General features: G+C 64.9%; 11 protein-coding genes. 7 read left to right on the top strand and 4 right to left on the bottom strand.

Features of this window, described 5'->3' with window-relative positions; all coding sequences use genetic code 11:
• Positions 1-4: 4 nt before the first annotated feature.
• The 3 genes from AC5FRW_RS14465 to AC5FRW_RS14455 all read right to left on the bottom strand — a co-directional run bounded on the left by AC5FRW_RS14465 (position 5) and on the right by AC5FRW_RS14455 (position 7,038).
• Positions 5-4,177, bottom strand: coding sequence for an Eco57I restriction-modification methylase domain-containing protein (locus AC5FRW_RS14465; RefSeq protein ID WP_493569169.1), 4,173 nt, complete (start codon positions 4,175-4,177; stop codon positions 5-7).
• An 88-nt stretch (positions 4,178-4,265) separates the two neighbouring features.
• Positions 4,266-5,048 carry a DUF547 domain-containing protein gene (locus tag AC5FRW_RS14460; protein WP_493569168.1) on the bottom strand — a complete coding sequence of 261 codons (783 nt, stop codon included), beginning with the start codon at positions 5,046-5,048 and terminating at the stop codon, positions 4,266-4,268.
• Positions 5,049-5,175: 127 nt separating this feature from the next.
• On the bottom strand, positions 5,176-7,038 hold the full coding sequence (locus AC5FRW_RS14455; RefSeq protein WP_493569167.1) for a PAS domain-containing protein: 1,863 nt from the start codon (positions 7,036-7,038) through the stop codon (positions 5,176-5,178).
• 131 nt (positions 7,039-7,169) lie between these two features.
• On the opposite strand from AC5FRW_RS14455, the gene AC5FRW_RS14450 reads away from it, so the two are divergent.
• The 4 genes from AC5FRW_RS14450 to AC5FRW_RS14435 all read left to right on the top strand — a co-directional run bounded on the left by AC5FRW_RS14450 (position 7,170) and on the right by AC5FRW_RS14435 (position 9,814).
• Positions 7,170-7,892, top strand: coding sequence for a phosphoglycerol geranylgeranyltransferase (locus tag AC5FRW_RS14450; RefSeq protein WP_493569166.1), 723 nt, complete (start codon positions 7,170-7,172; stop codon positions 7,890-7,892).
• A 117-nt stretch (positions 7,893-8,009) separates the two neighbouring features.
• Positions 8,010-8,165, top strand: a complete 156-nt coding sequence (locus tag AC5FRW_RS14445; RefSeq protein WP_493569165.1) for a hypothetical protein — start codon at positions 8,010-8,012, stop codon at positions 8,163-8,165.
• Positions 8,166-8,216: 51 nt separating this feature from the next.
• Positions 8,217-8,882, top strand: coding sequence for an HAD family hydrolase (locus AC5FRW_RS14440; RefSeq protein ID WP_493569164.1), 666 nt, complete (start codon positions 8,217-8,219; stop codon positions 8,880-8,882).
• Positions 8,879-9,814, top strand: coding sequence for a phosphotransferase family protein (locus AC5FRW_RS14435; RefSeq protein WP_493569163.1), 936 nt, complete (start codon positions 8,879-8,881; stop codon positions 9,812-9,814). The genes AC5FRW_RS14440 and AC5FRW_RS14435 overlap by 4 nt, the downstream gene beginning before the upstream one ends.
• Positions 9,815-9,837: 23 nt before the next feature.
• Here AC5FRW_RS14435 and AC5FRW_RS14430 read toward each other — a convergent pair whose 3' ends face one another.
• Positions 9,838-10,563, bottom strand: a complete 726-nt coding sequence (locus AC5FRW_RS14430; protein ID WP_493569162.1) for a CPBP family intramembrane glutamic endopeptidase — start codon at positions 10,561-10,563, stop codon at positions 9,838-9,840.
• A 200-nt stretch (positions 10,564-10,763) separates the two neighbouring features.
• Here AC5FRW_RS14430 and AC5FRW_RS14425 point away from each other — a divergent pair, with 200 nt between their 5' ends.
• The 3 genes from AC5FRW_RS14425 (at position 10,764) to AC5FRW_RS14415 (ending at position 15,767) form a co-directional block, all read left to right on the top strand.
• Entirely contained in the window at positions 10,764-12,482 is a 1,719-nt protein-coding gene (locus AC5FRW_RS14425) for a radical SAM protein (protein ID WP_493569161.1), read from the top strand.
• Between the two features lie 99 nt (positions 12,483-12,581).
• Positions 12,582-14,429 carry a lysylphosphatidylglycerol synthase domain-containing protein gene (locus AC5FRW_RS14420; RefSeq protein WP_493569160.1) on the top strand — a complete coding sequence of 616 codons (1,848 nt, stop codon included), beginning with the start codon at positions 12,582-12,584 and terminating at the stop codon, positions 14,427-14,429.
• 354 nt (positions 14,430-14,783) lie between these two features.
• Positions 14,784-15,767, top strand: coding sequence for a transcription initiation factor IIB (locus AC5FRW_RS14415; RefSeq protein WP_493569159.1), 984 nt, complete (start codon positions 14,784-14,786; stop codon positions 15,765-15,767).
• Positions 15,768-15,805 lie beyond the last annotated feature (38 nt).

Below are 15,805 nucleotides of genomic sequence, written 5' to 3'. Positions count from 1 at the left end.
TGTCTTAGTCGTCGCCCACGGCTTCTTCGACGATTTCGATCTCGTCGTCGGTCAGCCCGTACAGTTCGTAGACGATTTCGTCGATCAGTTCGTCAGTCCGTTCGATCTTGGCCTCCAGTTCTTCGGCGCGCTCGACGGTCTGGGTGTAGCTTTCCAGTCCGTCGCGCACGTCGTCGACGACCGGCAGCGTCAGCTTTCGCAGGCGATCCACGAGCGAATTGGTCTTGGTCGCGGTCTCGCGGAAGCCCGCGAAGCCGCCGGCCTCGTCGACGGCGACGGGGACGAACGCCGCGATCAGGGCCGCCTCGGTCTCCGTGAGGTCGGTGATCCGCAGCGCCGCCAGCGGCTCGGTCTCGGTGTAGCCCCACTGGTCGGTCTCGTAGGCGGTTCCACGGGCTTCGCCCGTTCCACCATTCCGAGACCCTCCCTGCGGTCGCGTCTCGCCGTCCTCGTCGTCGGGCTTGTAGCGGGCCGTGAGTCGAATCTCGACGGTGGTGTCGGATTCGCGGTGAACGCTGGCCTCGCCGACGCGGAGGTTCGGTTTCTCCTCGGCGGTCTCCTGAAGGATGGAGTCTGCGGAGCCTTTCGGTGGCTGGGTCAGGCCGATGTCTGCGAGCGTCTGGCCGTCGGCGTAGTTGCCGAGGTGGTCTTGGAGGGTGAGATTCAACGAACTATGCTGCTGTCGCAGTTGACCCATTTCCTTGGCTTTTGTTCCAAGGGTCGTTTCCGCTGGATCGACCACTGGGAAGTTCCGTACGTGGACCGATCTGAACTCCTGATATCCACCTCTGAGTGTCGACAGTTCTGTTCTAACCCAAAATCGCGTCAATTTGGAGTTTAATATCGCCAGTAGTCCACGGTCACGTTCGGGAATGATGAAGCACTTATCGTTCGCGTAATACCCGTCTGTGTCATATGCAAACCTCGGTCTGTTTGCAATCACTGGATAGATTATTTTTTCAACGTCAAATTTTGAGTGATAATCAACTTTGTCCTGAATTTCGTACCACTCGTAGTCCCCCGCCTTCCGACCATCCCAATCGCCGGTATGAGATGATGGCTTTGGCTCTAAGTCTTGGCGGTAGTTCTCTAAATATTCACGAATAGCAGGATATGCTTCGATATCTGTACTCTGTTTGGTAAATATGAGGTACTGATCCTTCGAATCAATCCGATACCGACGAACATCTGTACCCGTTGAGAGCGGCTTGATAAGCTCGCTACTACTTGCATCCTGCTCAATTAGTTCCGTTCTCGTGTCCTCGTCAATGAAGAATGCCTCGTTGTATCCCGTTTTGATTCCATAATGAATTTCCGAGGAGATGTATGCTTCAAGAGCCTCACTCTCCTCAGACATTTTATCTAGAATTCGGAGAGCGTTTTTCCTAGCCAGTGACCAACCATCGTCATGTAACCCCTTCTCAGTTGTATGATAGCCGTGTTTCTGGATGTACTCACGAAGTGTAGCGAAGTTCAGGGTATCGACATTACAGACAGACGGTTGTTGGGGACCAGGCGATGTCGCTTCGTAGAGAAGGATCATCGGGTAAGCGCTAGCGTCCTTGAAGACCGGCAGGTCGTCGAAATCGACGAGCTGATTTAGCGCGACGCGTTCTGCGAGGAATTGACGCGTGTTCTCGCCGTACTCTGCCCGCATGAACTTGTTAGAAATGATCTGTCCGTATCGTCCGTTATGTTGTAGAAGGCTCTCCGACTTTTCGAGGAAATACGTGTAAAGATCAGCGACACCATGATAAATATCGTACGAAACGCTCAAATAGCTCTTGACAGCACTCAACTGCTCCTGCCGAACATACGGCGGATTCCCGATCACAGCATCGAACCCCGCCCCATCTAGCTTCTCCCCGTCCTCGCCGAAGAACACTTCGGGGAACTCCAGTTCCCAGTGGAAGAAGTCCTTGTCGCCGGCCATCGCCTGCGCCGACCGGAACCAGTCGTGGTCCCGAATCTCGGCCCAGTCGGCTTCGTTCTCGATCGCGCCGGCCATCTCCTCGTACACGCCCTCGGGCACGTCCAGTCCGAACTCCGCGGCGGTGTGGACGTTGGCGACCTCGAAGAGTCGCTGATACAGCGGATCGGCGCGGATCTCGTCGTACAGTTCCTCCATCGACTTGATGTCGGCCAGTTCCTCGTTGTCGATGGCGAGCAGGTCTTCCATTAGACCCATGACGTGCTGGAGGGTCTGCTGGCGGGCGCGGGCGAACACCTGCGTGAGCGTCAACTGTCCGCCGTCGTCGGCGATGTCGTCCGACAGCACTTCGGTGATGTCCGAGCCGACGAGTGAGTTCCCGGCTTTGAGGTGGTGGTCGAGGAAGGCCAGCGGTTTGTCCGCCGCCAGCGTCTCTAGCCACATCGAGAGCTTTCCGAGTTCGACGGCCATGCCGTTGATGTCGACGCCGTAGATGCACTCCTTGGCGATGGTGCGCCGAATCTCCTGTTCGTCCCGGCCCTGCTTCTCTTGCTCGCGGACGACCGCCATCACCTGCTCGGTGAGATACCCCGTCGCGCTCGTCAGGAAGTGGGCGCTGCCCATCGCCGGGTCCAGAATCCTGAGGTCCTGCACGCGGCCGTAGAACCGACCGAAGTACGCCTGATCGCTCGGCTCCAGTCCGTCGGCCTCCAGATCCGATTTGATGTCGGCAAGCAGCGGGTCGATGGTCTCCTCGACGATGTAGCTCACGACGTAGTCGGGCGTGTAGTACGCGCCCGTCGCCTTGCGCTCGCCGTCGTCGTTGACGACGTACAGTTCGCCGGTCTCGACCGTCTCGACGGCCTCGGTCACGCTCACGTCGCTGCCGGGCTTCCAGACCTGTCCGCCGTCCTCGGAGACCGCGGCGTAGGTCTCGGGTGCGATGCGGAACTCGTGTTCCAGCAGGCCCTCGTAGATGCTCCCGAGGTGCCGAGTGTCGAGGTCGGCGTAGTCGGCCAGCACGAACTCGTCGTCCTCGCCCTCGGTCGTCCCCAGCCGATAGATCACCTCGGCGATGTAGCGGTCCGCGACCTCGTTTTCCGCGAGGAACTCGTGCTGGTCGTCGTCGAACAGGCCGCCGTTGTACGGCGGAATCCCCAGCGATGCCTCGCCCTCGTCGACGAGCCTGAAGAGGTCTTCGAGGCGACTCCACATCTGGGTGGAGTGGCCGCTGTAGTCCTCGAAGGTGTCGCCCGACTGGATGTCCTCGTGGATCTCGAAGCGGAGTTGATCGAGGCTGAAGTGTTCCTCGTACTCGGCCACGCGGTCGGGGTCGTCGGGATGGATGAGGTCGCGCGACTCCGCGTAGAGGACGAACATCAACCGATACAGCAAGACCAGCGACTGTTCTTTCAGTTCCGCCCGCGCGGCCTCGTCGTCGGGATCGATGTCGAGGTCGTTGGTGTGGATGAAGCCTTCACCGAGCACGCGCAGCGCTGTGAAGACGTTGTCCTGCAGGTCTTCGCCCAGCTGCTGTGCCGCGGTCTCGCTCTCGGACCAGACCGTCTCCAGAAACGACGTGCCGGCGGTCTCGCGGAAGGCGTCGGGGCGGAAGAACGTATAGAAGTACTTGAACTGTTCCAGACTGCCCGAGTCGAGCAGTTCCGGCAGATCGACCTCGTAGAAAATTTCGGTCGCGTAGTCTTTGGTCCCGTAGAGTCGCCACTTCCGGCCGTTCGTGAGAATCCCCCACTGGAGGTCCTCCGGGGTCCGTTCGAGATAGTACTTGATTTGGTGGGAGGCGTCGCGGTAGGACCGCTGTTCGTCGAACTGCTCGGTGAAGCTCGCGTTCCACTGCTTGGCTTCCAGCACGGCCGATGCGAGACCGTACATCGCCTCGGTCTTGCCGTCCGTGTTGCGCGAGAAGGCTTCCCGTCGTGCGTCCTCGGACTCGAACAGCAATCGGTCGTTGTACCCCCCACTATCCGGCAGTGTCGTCTCCGGCAGCGTCCCAAAGCCGAGTTCGTCGAGCACTTTGTCGATCCACGATTGCAGGAGTTCGTCTTCTTTGTACTGGTCGACGTGTTCGCGTTCGAGCTGCCAGATCTTTTGCAGTCGCTCGAACACCGCACTCGCCTCGTCGTCGCAGTCCCATTCGTCGAGGTCGCTGACTCGCTCGTCCAGATAGTACCCCGAAAAGAGTGCAGAATTGTTGTACGGCTCCGAAGAGAGGGTCGCCTGACTCATTGAATATGATACTGCCGTCGCCGGACCGACATGAATGTACTGGACCACTCACGGACTGTGAACACGCCCTCGGGAGTCCGACCCAGCGTCACCCCACGAACCGTCCACGAGACAGCGACCAGTCCCAGCCCAGATACCGAATGCGTGGCGATTCGTCGTCGCCGACGATCCCGTACCGCCGCAGAAATGCCAGTATCTCCGAGCGCCCGCCGAAGTCGGCGCGGTACCACAGCATGAGCCGCGGGACCCGAACCACGTCGCCGTCGCGCTCGACGGTGGCGTCGAGGTACGTCTGGGCCGCCAGATCGAGCTGTGCGTCCACGTCGTCGGGGTCGTAGGCCCGGATGGCGGGACAGCTGGCCGCCCCGCAGTGGAGCGCGAAGTGGATGCGTGGGTCCGGCTCGTCGAGCGCGTAGCGGTGTTCGAAGCTGTCGACGAGCAGTCGGGGCGTGTAGCCAAGCGCGTACTTGGAGCGTGACGCCCGGATGATGCCGTGCTCGATGTCGTCCAGCGAGCGGGGTGTGCCGGCGACGGTGAGACAGGGCAGCCCGAAGAATCGCAGGCCGCGCAGGCGACTCCGGTACACGTCGGGCCGGCGCTCCAGCAGGAGCTGCGTGCCGGCGTTGTAACAGTTACACCAGAAGGCCAGCCCGGTCGCCCGGTCCTCGCGGACGGCGGTGAGGTCGTCCTCGGAGAGGGCGGCCAGCGCGGCCAGAAGGGGGTCGGGATCGGCGTCGGTCCGCGTCGCCACGAGGAGGTCCTGTGCGAGCGTCGTCGGGTCGCGCTTTGCTGGCCGGGCCGGCGCGTCCGTGCCCGGTGGCAGGTCGCGCTCGCTCGGGTCGGTGGCCGACGACTCGCTGGCGTCTCCCATTGATGACTGTGGTGGCCGGCCGATAAAGAGGATTTCGCGGCCGTGTACGAACGCCGCCGCGAGGTTCGGCTGCTGGCTGTCGCCGCCCTCGGACAGTCGCCACGCCCGAGCGATCCGGCCGCCAGTGTCAGGCTCGGTCCACGCCGGTGAACTCGAAGCGTGCGCCCGTCGGTGGCGTCGCTCCGTCCGCGGGACCGTACCGGCTGTCGGTCGCCGTGACCGTCCAGCCGTGGGCGTCGGCGATCACCGAGACGATGTGGAGACCGAAGCCGGTGCCGTCGGGCAGGGTCGTGACGCCCTGATCGAAGATGCGGTCGCGGTCCCCCAGCGCAATGCCCGGGCCGTCGTCCTCGATAGCGAAGCCGTCGGGAAGTGTCTCGACGCGGACGGTGACGCCCCGTGCCCGCTTGGCAGCCCCCTCGTCCGTCTCGTCGCCCTCCCCGTCCGGCGTGGCGTCGTCGACAGCACGACCGCTGGCTCCGTGTTCGATGGCGTTCCTGAAGACGTTCTCCAGCAGCTGGCACAGACGGTCGTAGTCGGCTTCGATCAGGTGACGTTCTTCGTCGACGACCAGTGTCGCACCGGTCGCGTCGGCGGCGACGACCTCCCAGGCGGCGTCGACCGCGTTTCGGAGCGAGACCCGATCGACCGAGCCGATGTCTTCGCCCGCTCGCGCCAGCCAGAGCACATCGTCGATGATCCGTTCCATCCGGTCGAGGCTGCGTTCGATCCGGTCGAAGTACGCGGGGTCGCCGTCCTCACGGGCGGCGTCGAGCGTCCCCTGCGCGGTCTGGAGTGGGTTGCGGAGGTCGTGGCTGACGACGTGGGCGAACTCGTCGAGGCGCGCCCGCTGGCGTTCGACCGCCTCGACGTAGGCTTCGCGCTCGGTCACGTCCCGCAGGACGGCGAGGTGTTCGCCGGGGACGATATCCCGTGTCGCGGCGTATTCGACCGTCTTCTCGGTGCCGTCGAGCGTCACGAGCGGGAAGATCCCACGGTCGGCGTCGTCGTTCTCGAACGCCTCCCACTCGGCCGCGAAGTCGTAGTCGTCGGGAGCGAAGTCCGCGACCGAGCGACCGACGAGGTCGTCCTTTTCGAGTTCGAGCAGGTCACAGGCGCTTCGGTTGGCCTCGATGTAGCGGCCGTCGTCGTCGGCGATCACCATCGCGTCGAACCCCTCCTCGAACGTCCCCTCGTAGCGCGCCTGCAGGCGTTTCCGTGCCTCTCGTTCCGAGCGGTCGTGTAAGACCGCGACGACGCCGGTCTCGTCGCCCCAGACGATGCGACGGACCGTCATCGTGGCCGGGCGGCGCTCGCCGTCCAGATCGAGGCGGAGTCTGTCGACGTGCTCGACGGCGCGGTCGCCGCTGACGACTCGCTCGAACGCGCCGGTCGCGGTCTCGCGGTCGGCTTCGTGGACGTAGGTCTCGATGGCCTGATCGAGGACCACCCGTTCGGCGTCGGCACCGAACAGATCGATCGCAGCAGTGTTCGCGTAGACCAGCGTCTCGTCGACGCTGACGACGATTGCGTCCGGTGATGCGTCGAGCACGCTGTCGCTTCGATGCGTGAGTTCTTTCGCGACGGCCCGCGCACGGTACTGGGCGACGGCGTTTCGGATTCGCTTCGCGAGGAGTTCGTACTGCTCTGTTCCGGTGTCCTTCTGCATGTAGTCGGTGACGCCGGCCGAAATCGCGTCGCTGGCGACGGCTTCGGAGCCGTGCCCGGTCAACAGAATGAAGGGGAGATCAGGGTCGTCGGCCCGGACGACCTGCAGGAACATCAGCCCGTCCATCCCTGGCATCTCGTAGTCACTGACGATGCAGTCGATCGCCTCCGTTTCGAGGACACCCAGCCCCTCCCGTGCACTCGTTGCCGTCGTCACCGTGATCGCTCCGTCGACCCGCTCCAGATACGCCGCCGTGAGTTCGGCAAGCCCGGGTGTGTCGTCGACACAGAGGATGCTCGTCGCGCCCCCGTCGACACCCATACACTCCCTACGGTACACAGTGATACTACTGTATCGGTCGTCCCACTCTGGCCGTCGGGTTCGGTCCGCGACAGCCACACACGTCCAGATATTCGAAGCGGTTATACGCCCGCGGCAGACTCAGTGCACGTATGAGCACGTGGGCGGACTGGGATCACATCGTCAAGATCGACCCCGACAAGACGCTGGTCGAGGGCGAGACGTTCGAAGACGTTGCAGCGACGGGGACCGACGCCATCGAGATCGGCGGCACGACGGGCATGACCGAAGAGAAGATGGCTCGCGTCGTCGAGGCGTGTGGCGAACACGACATTCCGGTGTACATCGAGCCGTCGAACCCGGCGTCGGTCGTCCACAGCGACCGTCACGACGGCTATCTCATCCCGGTCGTGATGAACGCAGGCGACGTGACGTGGATCACCGGCGCGCACAAGGAGTGGATCAGGATCGACGACGACATCGACTGGTCCCGGACCTTCACCGAGGCCTACATCGTGATGAACCCCGAGGCCTCCGTCGCCACCTACACGCAGGCCAACTGTGATCTGGACGCCGACGAGGTCGCGGCTTACGCCGAGGCCGCCGAACACCTGCTGGGTCAGGAGATCGTCTACGTCGAGTACTCGGGCATGCTGGGCGACACGGAGAAGGTCGCCGCCGCGGCCGACATCCTCGACGACGCGACGCTGTTCTACGGCGGTGGCATCCACGACTACGACTCCGCTCGACAGATGGCCCAGCACGCAGACACCATCGTCGTCGGCGATCTGGTCCACGACGAGGGCGTCGATGCCGTCCGTGAGACCGTCGAGGGCGCACGCGACGCGAAAGCGGCGACCCCGGCCAGCGAGTAACCCACCACGTATTTTCCCTTCTCCGTCGCGCCTGCCACGACCCAGATCGATCCATCGGTCGCCTCGACAAAAGGATTATTTTGCCGGCGGACACTCATCCTAGTGAGGTGTGTCAGCATGTGTCACGAATGTACCGCACGCGAATGGGTCTGGGAACGTGACGACGCCGATGTCGAAGCGGCATCCGAGGACGAAGACGACCTGCCGGACTTCCTCAACGAGGACGCGGAGACGCCTGCCGACCTCGTTACTGACGGCGGCGAGGAGTCCTGACGACGCGTCGTTGCCACGAGGCTTTTTCCCGCCCGCCACGTACGGACCGGCATGACGACGCCGACGGCGGTGGTCTTCGATCTCGACGGCACGCTCTGTACTGGCAGTCAGGCCGAGGGATCACTGTATCGGGCCGCGTTCGAGGCCACCGACGTGGAGCCTTTCGCCACACCGGGCGAACTCTGGGCGGCACTGGACGGCCCGCCGGACCCCGACGACGAGCAGTCGTACCTCGCCACCGGCTTCAGACGCCTCGGTGCCCAGTACGGCCACCGTCGGATACCGGCCGACGACCTCGCTGCGGGCCTGCTCGCGGCCCTCGACCGGACGGCGGTCTCCTTCTTGCCGGGGGCGGAGTCGGCCCTCGCCACCGTTCGGGACCACGGCCCGGTCGCGGTCATGACCAACGGCCCAAGCCGCCGCCAGCGTCCGAAAGTCGAGACGCTCGGTCTCGACTCGCGCGTCGACGCGGTCGTCTACGCCGGCGACCTGCCGCGGCGAAAGCCCCATCCCGAGCCGTTCGCGGCGGTCTGTGACGCCATCGGGACGCCCGCCGCGGAGACGCTGTACGTCGGCGACTCGCTGGCCTACGACGTAGCCGGTGCACACGGCGCGGGCCTGCTGGCCGCCTGGTGTCCCGGCGAGAACGCCGACCCCGGCGACTACCGACCGGAGTACGTCCTCGACGATCTCACCGACCTCGGTTACCTCCTATGACCGACGCCCCCGATCTCCACACGCGGACGGTCCTCCGGCGCGTCGTCCCCGGCGACGAACCGACGGCCGTCGAGTCGCCACCACAGGGCAACCACAAGGCGACCGTCGTCGCCCACTACGCCGACCGGCCGTCGGTCGCCGTCCAGCTAACAGACGACCCGGCGACGGCCCACGCCGAAGCGACGCTGCTGGCGGCGATCCGCGCCCGGACGGACGTGCCGGTCCCGCGGCTCTGTAGTCGTGGTAGCATCGGCGCTCACGGCTATCTCGTCACGGAGTACGTCGCCGGAGTCAACGGACACGAGCGATTCGCCGACTGTGACGCCGACGCGCGACAGCGTCTGGCTCGGGAGTTCGGCCGGTGTCTCGCCGCGCTCCACGACGCGTTTCGCTTCGACGCCGCCGGCCCGCTCGCACTCGACGACACGGGGACACTCACCCCGACCGGCCCGTCGGCCGACGCCTTCGCCCGCCAGTACGCTCACGACGGTCTCGCGGCGCTCCCGCCGGCGTTCGACGACCGCCGCGACGCCATCGAGGACGCACTCGCGGACCGACCAACGACGGCTCGCCGGCCGCGACTGTTCCCGTGGGACCTCCGGCCCGGTAACGCCTTACTCGCCGACGGCGAGATCGCCGCGATCCTCGACTGGGGCGACCCGCTGGCCGGCGACCCCGCGCTCGCCGTCGCGAAGGTCGAACACCTCGTCGCGAACTGGTACGTCGACGATCCGGCCCCGCTCCGGGCGGCCTTCCGCGAGGGCTACGAGTCCGTCCGCCCACTGCCCGACGTTCTCGTCGCCGACCGGGTCATCGCCGTCGTCCAGTCGGCCGTCGACTCCGAGGGCGTCGTCACGCGCCCGCGCTATCCCGAACTGACGGGCGACGACGCCGTCGCCATCCATCGCGAGTGGCTCGACGAGTGGCTCTGAGGGCAGCGTCACTCCGTCTGATTTCACAGCGCGTACAGTGACGGCAGTAGCGACGCCGCGATCAGGAACTCCAACAGATTGTTGAGCAGGTGCATCAGCCACGCGCCGACGAGATTGTCGTACCGGAGACGGAGCCACGTCAGCAGTCCGCCGAGCAGGAGTGCGTTGAGGACGCCAGCGATGCCGGCCGTGAACACGTGGATCGCTGCGAACACGAGCAGCGAAACAACCCCTGCGACCGCCGGGCCGTGCCCGCGTTCGAGGAGCACACCGAGGAGGAGACCGCGAAAGAGGACTTCCTCGACGACCGGCGCGACGAGTACGGACCCGAAAAACAACGCTATCAGCCCTGCCGGAGCAGTGAGCGACGGGACGGTGTAGCGGGCCACGCCCAGCGTGTCCGCCAGTATCGTCGTGGCCGGCCAGCCGACTGCCACCCCGACGACTGTCGCCGCGACGCCCGCGAGGAGTTCCCGTCGCGATGGCCGTCGTGCGAGCGCTGTGGCCGCCCAGACATCCCCGTCGAATCGCCGGTAGACGGCCAGAAGGACGACGACGTTGGCGAGTCCGTAGACGAGCGTGGAGAACTCGGGGAAGAGTCCAGGGGCTGCCCCACTGTTGGCTGCGTAGAGAACGGTGATGACCAGCAGTGTCAGCAAAAGCGGCGCCAGCGCCACGAGTGCCCACCACGAACTGAGCGACGAGAGGGGAGCGACGGTCTGCTCCAGACGCGTCCGTGTCTCGGTCATTTCGTCGAAACACGCGCTGCCCGTGCTCTAAAAACCAGCTAAAACCATCCACTGTCGTGGGCTTGCGCCGTCGGCGCTGGCACGACCGGCGTCGAAGACGGCCGTCGTGAGACCGGCCACCCGGACGAAAGTTCGGCAGGAGACAGCACACTCGTTCGCGACCAGACACCGTTTTAGGCGTCGAGCCGGTACGAGCGGGTATGCCCACAGACCCCGCCGATCTCTCGGTGACCATCGTCGACGGCTATGTCGACGAGCCGGCCCACTTCGGGGTCCCGCCGTACATCTCGACGTACCCGCGCTACACCGCCGGGGCCTTGGTCGACGCTGGCGTTCCCCGCGAGCAGATCACGTATCACACCATCGACGCGCTACGTGAGGAGAAACGGCGCTGGCGCGACGTGGAGGACGCCGATCTGATGGTCTACGTCGGCGGGATGACCGTTCCCGGCAAGTACGTCGGCGGGACGCCCGCCGAACCCGACGAGGTGCGAAAGCTTGCCTGGACCGCCGATGGCACGTCGATGATCGGCGGTCCGGTCCGCTTCGGCGTCGGTGAGGCCAACGAAGGGGCCAGCGAGACCGCGCGCGACGATCTGGACTTCGACTTCCTGGCGATGGCCGACGTGGAGGCGGCGGCCTACGACCTCGTCGACAACGGACTCGAAGGGTTCGAGGACCGCTATCGCGGCGTCCCCGAGGAGACCCGCTGGGCGCGTGCGGGGGCCTTCGTCGTCGAACAACACCCGAACCACCCCGACTATCTCATCGCCGAACTGGAAACGTCGCGGGGCTGTCCCTACCGCTGTTCGTTCTGTACGGAGCCGATGTACGGCGACCCGGACTTCCGGCCCCCAGAGAGCGTCGTCGACGAGGTCGACGCCCTCTCGGATCGCGGCGTGGCGAACTTTCGGCTGGGGCGACAGGCCGACATCCTCGCCTACGGCGGCGACGGCGAGGCACCCAATCCCGACGCGCTCCGCGACCTCTATGGCGGCATCCGCGAGGTCGCACCGGATCTGGAGACGCTGCACCTGGACAACATGAATCCCATCACCATCGTGAAGTGGCCCGAGAAAGCTCGGGAGGGGATCAGGGTCATCGCCGAGCACAACACGCCCGGCGACACGGCGGCGTTCGGTCTCGAATCGGCGGACCCGCTCGTCCAAGAGGAGAACAACCTCAACGTCTCGGCCGACGAGTGCTTCGAGGCGGTCCGCATCGTCAACGAGGAAGCCGGATTCCGGCCGGGTGAGGAACCCGGTAGCGGCCCCAGTACCGGATCGGACGCTCCCAATCGCCTGCCCAAACTCCTCCCGGGGATCAACCTCGTCCACGGGCTGAAAGGCGAGCGCGAGGAGAGCTTCGAACACAACAAACGGTTCCTCCAGCGTGTCTACGACGAGGGGTACATGCTCCGCCGGATCAACATCCGGCAGGTGATGGCCTTCGAGGGGACCGACATGGCCGACACCGGTGCCCAGATCGCCAAGGACCACAAGCAACAGTTCAAGGAGTACAAGCGCGAGGTCCGCGAGACCATCGACAATCCGATGCTCAAGCGTGTCGCGCCGACGGGGACGGTCCTCCCAGATGTCACGCTCGAATACCATCAGGACGGCAAGACCTTCGGCCGGCAACTGGGGACTTACCCGCTGCTCGTCGGGATTCCGGGCGAGCGCGAACTCGGCCGGACGATCGACGTGGCACTCACCGATCACGGCTACCGCTCGGTGACGGGCGTGCCCTACCCGCTCGATCTCAACGCCGCGTCGATGGACGAACTGCAGGCGATTCCGGGGATCGGACGCTCGACGGCGGGGGACATCGTCGTCTCCCGACCCTACGACTCGGTCAGTGCGGTCGACGACGCGCTCGCTCCGTTCGTCACGACCGACTCGCCCGGCAGGGCAGATTGAGACGACAACAGTCCGTCTGCCGGTCGCCGGCCGAGTACGGTGAAACTGGGAAGTAAGCAAACAGAAGGTACTTTTTGTTCCCTCGTCCAGGTAGTGGTAATGAGTACCGTCGAGGTGAGCGTCGTCCTTCCTGCCTACAACGAAGAAGCGACGATTCGGGAGACCGTCGAGACGACGCTGTCGACGCTCGCCTCGTTCTTACCACCCGAGAGCTTCGAGGTGATCGTCGCCGAGGACGGCTGTGACGACCGGACGCCGGAGATCGCGTCCCGGATGGCCGCGGAAGACGACCGGATTCGACACATCCACTCGGACGAACGTCTCGGCCGCGGGGGCGCACTGGAGTACGCCTTTCGCCGGGCCGACGGCGAGACGCTCGCGTACTTCGACACGGACATGGCGACGGACATGGCCCACCTCGAAGAACTGATCGAGTCGATCCGCTCGGGCGAGTACGACTTCGCCACCGGATCCCGGTGGATGCCAGAGAATCGCGCCGACCGCCCGGCCAAACGCGGCGTCCCGAGTCTGGGGTACAACTCGCTCGTCCGTCTCTTCTTGCGCTCGGAGATGCAGGACCACCAGTGTGGGTTCAAGGCCTTCGACCGGACGGCGCTGCTGGCCCTGCTCGACGACGTTGAAGACGACCACTGGTTCTGGGACACGGAACTGTTCGTGCGCGCCCAGCGAGCGGGCTACCGGGTCAAGGAGTTCCCCGTCGACTGGACGCCCAAGGGCGACTCGAAAGTCGATCTCGTCCGGGACGTGTTCGGGATGGGCAGTCAGATCCTCAGAACGTGGTGGCAACTGTCGGTCAGCCCGCGGCTCAGCCGCAAAGTGAGCATGACGGCCGGATCACTACTGGTGATTACCGCGCTCATCTTGGCCGTCACGGTCGTCTTCGATCCCGCTGCTGTCCTCGATGCGATCGGCGCGGCGGATGTCGGTATCGTCGCGCTCTCGGGCGTGGTGTACCTGCTGTCGTGGCCCCTGCGTGGCCTGCGGTATCGCGACATCCTCGACCGGCAGGGCCACGACAGCGATACGTGGTTCCTCACGGGTGCGATCTTCATCAGCCAGACCGGGAACCTCGTCTTCCCGGCCCGACTCGGCGACGGCGTACGGGCCTACGTCGTCAAGGCCCGCCGGGGCATCGGCTATCCGACCGGCTTCGCCTCACTGGCGGTCGAACGCGTCTTCGACCTGCTCGCGATCACGGTGCTTGCCGGAAGCGTCCTCGTCGGTCTCGTCCTGACCGGCGGGACCGAACAGATCGCACAGGCCATCGCGGCCGACGTGCCACCGGTCACGGTCGGGGACGAGACACTCGATCCCGCCGCAGCGGCCCAGACGGCCCTCAGAGTGGCCGCCGTCGTCGGCGCGGCAGCCATCGCTGGCGTCGTCGTGATCGTCGCCAGCGCCCGCCGCGACACCGACCTCGTCCACCGGGTCGTCACCTCGCTCAGCAACGACTCCTACGCCGCGTACGTCTCCGGCGTCCTCGGGCAGTTCGTCGGCGACGTGGAGACGGTCGTCGGCGACCGCGGGGCCTTCCTCCGGGTCGGTGTCGGCAGTCTCGTCATCTGGATCGTCGACGTACTGACGGCGCTGGTCGTCTTCGCTGCCTTCCCCGGCATCGAACTCTCGGCGTCGCTGATCACCGCCGGCTTCTTCGCCGTCAGCGTCGGCAACCTCGCGAAGATCCTCCCGCTCTCGCCGGGCGGGATCGGCCTGTACGAGGGTGCGTTCACGCTGATCGTGGTCGGTCTCACGACCGTCGCCGCACCCGTCGCACTCGCTATCTCGATCGTCGACCACGCGGTGAAAAACGCCGTGACGATCGTCGGCGGACTGGCGTCGATGGCGTGGCTCAACGTCTCGCTGACGGCCGCTGTCGAAGAATCGAAGGCCGCTGGTGAGGTCGACACCGAGGTCGACGCCGACTGACGAACCGTCGTCGCCGATTCTCCGGTCGACCGTACGTCGCTGTCCGGTCGATTCAGTATCGAGCGACCACTTCCCGTCTGAACGGGACCGTTTCTGGTAGTGGCCGGACGGTTACCACTCCCTATATGAATCGGTGCGTCATTATTTCACAAACACCACGCTCGACCCGTTGTGGCCGGTTTCTCGAACCTCACTCCGACAGATTTAAATCAGTGTCGCGGTCATGGTGATGGTACCAATCGAGCGATCGGGACCGTCCACTGGGTCCCCGAAACGCCGCTGTCAGCCGCGTGGCATGGGACGCTGACAACCGTTTTCGGGACTGCTCTCCCGGATCGCGCCCGCATTCGTACAATGAGCGATTCGAACACGAGAACGCGAACGAGAGCGCGCACGGCGAAACAGGAAGCACAGGACGAAGAAGAAAAAGAGAGTACAGGAACGGCGTGTCCGGAGTGTTCGGGCACGCTCGTCGTCGACGACGAACACGGCGAGACCGTCTGTGACTCCTGTGGTCTCGTCGTCGAATCCGACGAGATCGACCGTGGCCCGGAGTGGCGCGCGTTCGACTCCAGCGAGAAAGACGAGAAGTCCCGCGTCGGCGCACCGACGACGAACATGATGCACGACAAGGGACTGTCGACCAACATCGACTGGCGAGACAAGGACGCCTACGGGAACTCCCTCTCGGGCAAGCAGCGCCAGAAGATGCAACGGCTGCGCAAGTGGAACGAGCGGTTCCGCACCCGTGACTCCAAGGAGCGCAACCTCAAGCAAGCACTCGGTGAGATCGACCGGATGGCCTCCGCCGTCGGCCTCCCGGAGAACGTCCGCGAGACCGCGAGCGTCATCTATCGGCGCGCACTCGACGAGAACCTCCTGCCCGGCCGTTCCATTGAGGGTGTCTCGACGGCCTCCGTCTACGCCGCCGCACGGCAGGCCGGCGTCCCTCGCAGCCTCGACGAGATCGACGAGGTCTCCCGGGTCGAAAAGAGCGAGATCGCACGCACCTACCGCTACGTCGTCCGCGAACTCGGGCTGGAAGTCGCACCCGCGGACCCAGAGAGCTACGTGCCCCGTTTCGCCTCCTCGCTGGAACTGTCCGACGAGGCGGAGCACCGTGCGCGCCAGTTGCTCCAGAACGCCAAAGAGCAGGGTGTCCACTCCGGGAAGTCGCCGGTCGGACTCGCGGCGGCCGCCGTCTACGCCGCCGCCTTGCTGACCAACGAGAAGACGACGCAGGCCGCAGTCTCCGAGGTCGCCGACATCTCCGAAGTGACGATTCGCAACCGCTACCACGAGCTGCTGGAGGCCGAGCAGGGCCTCCCGATGGCCTGACCGGCCAGTCTTTTCCGTTCTTTCTCCCGCGCCAGCTT

The organism is Halomicrobium sp. HArcht3-1, assembly GCF_058933345.1.
Note: the sequence above shows the minus strand (reverse complement) of the source record. Positions and strands in the feature narration are given on the sequence as shown.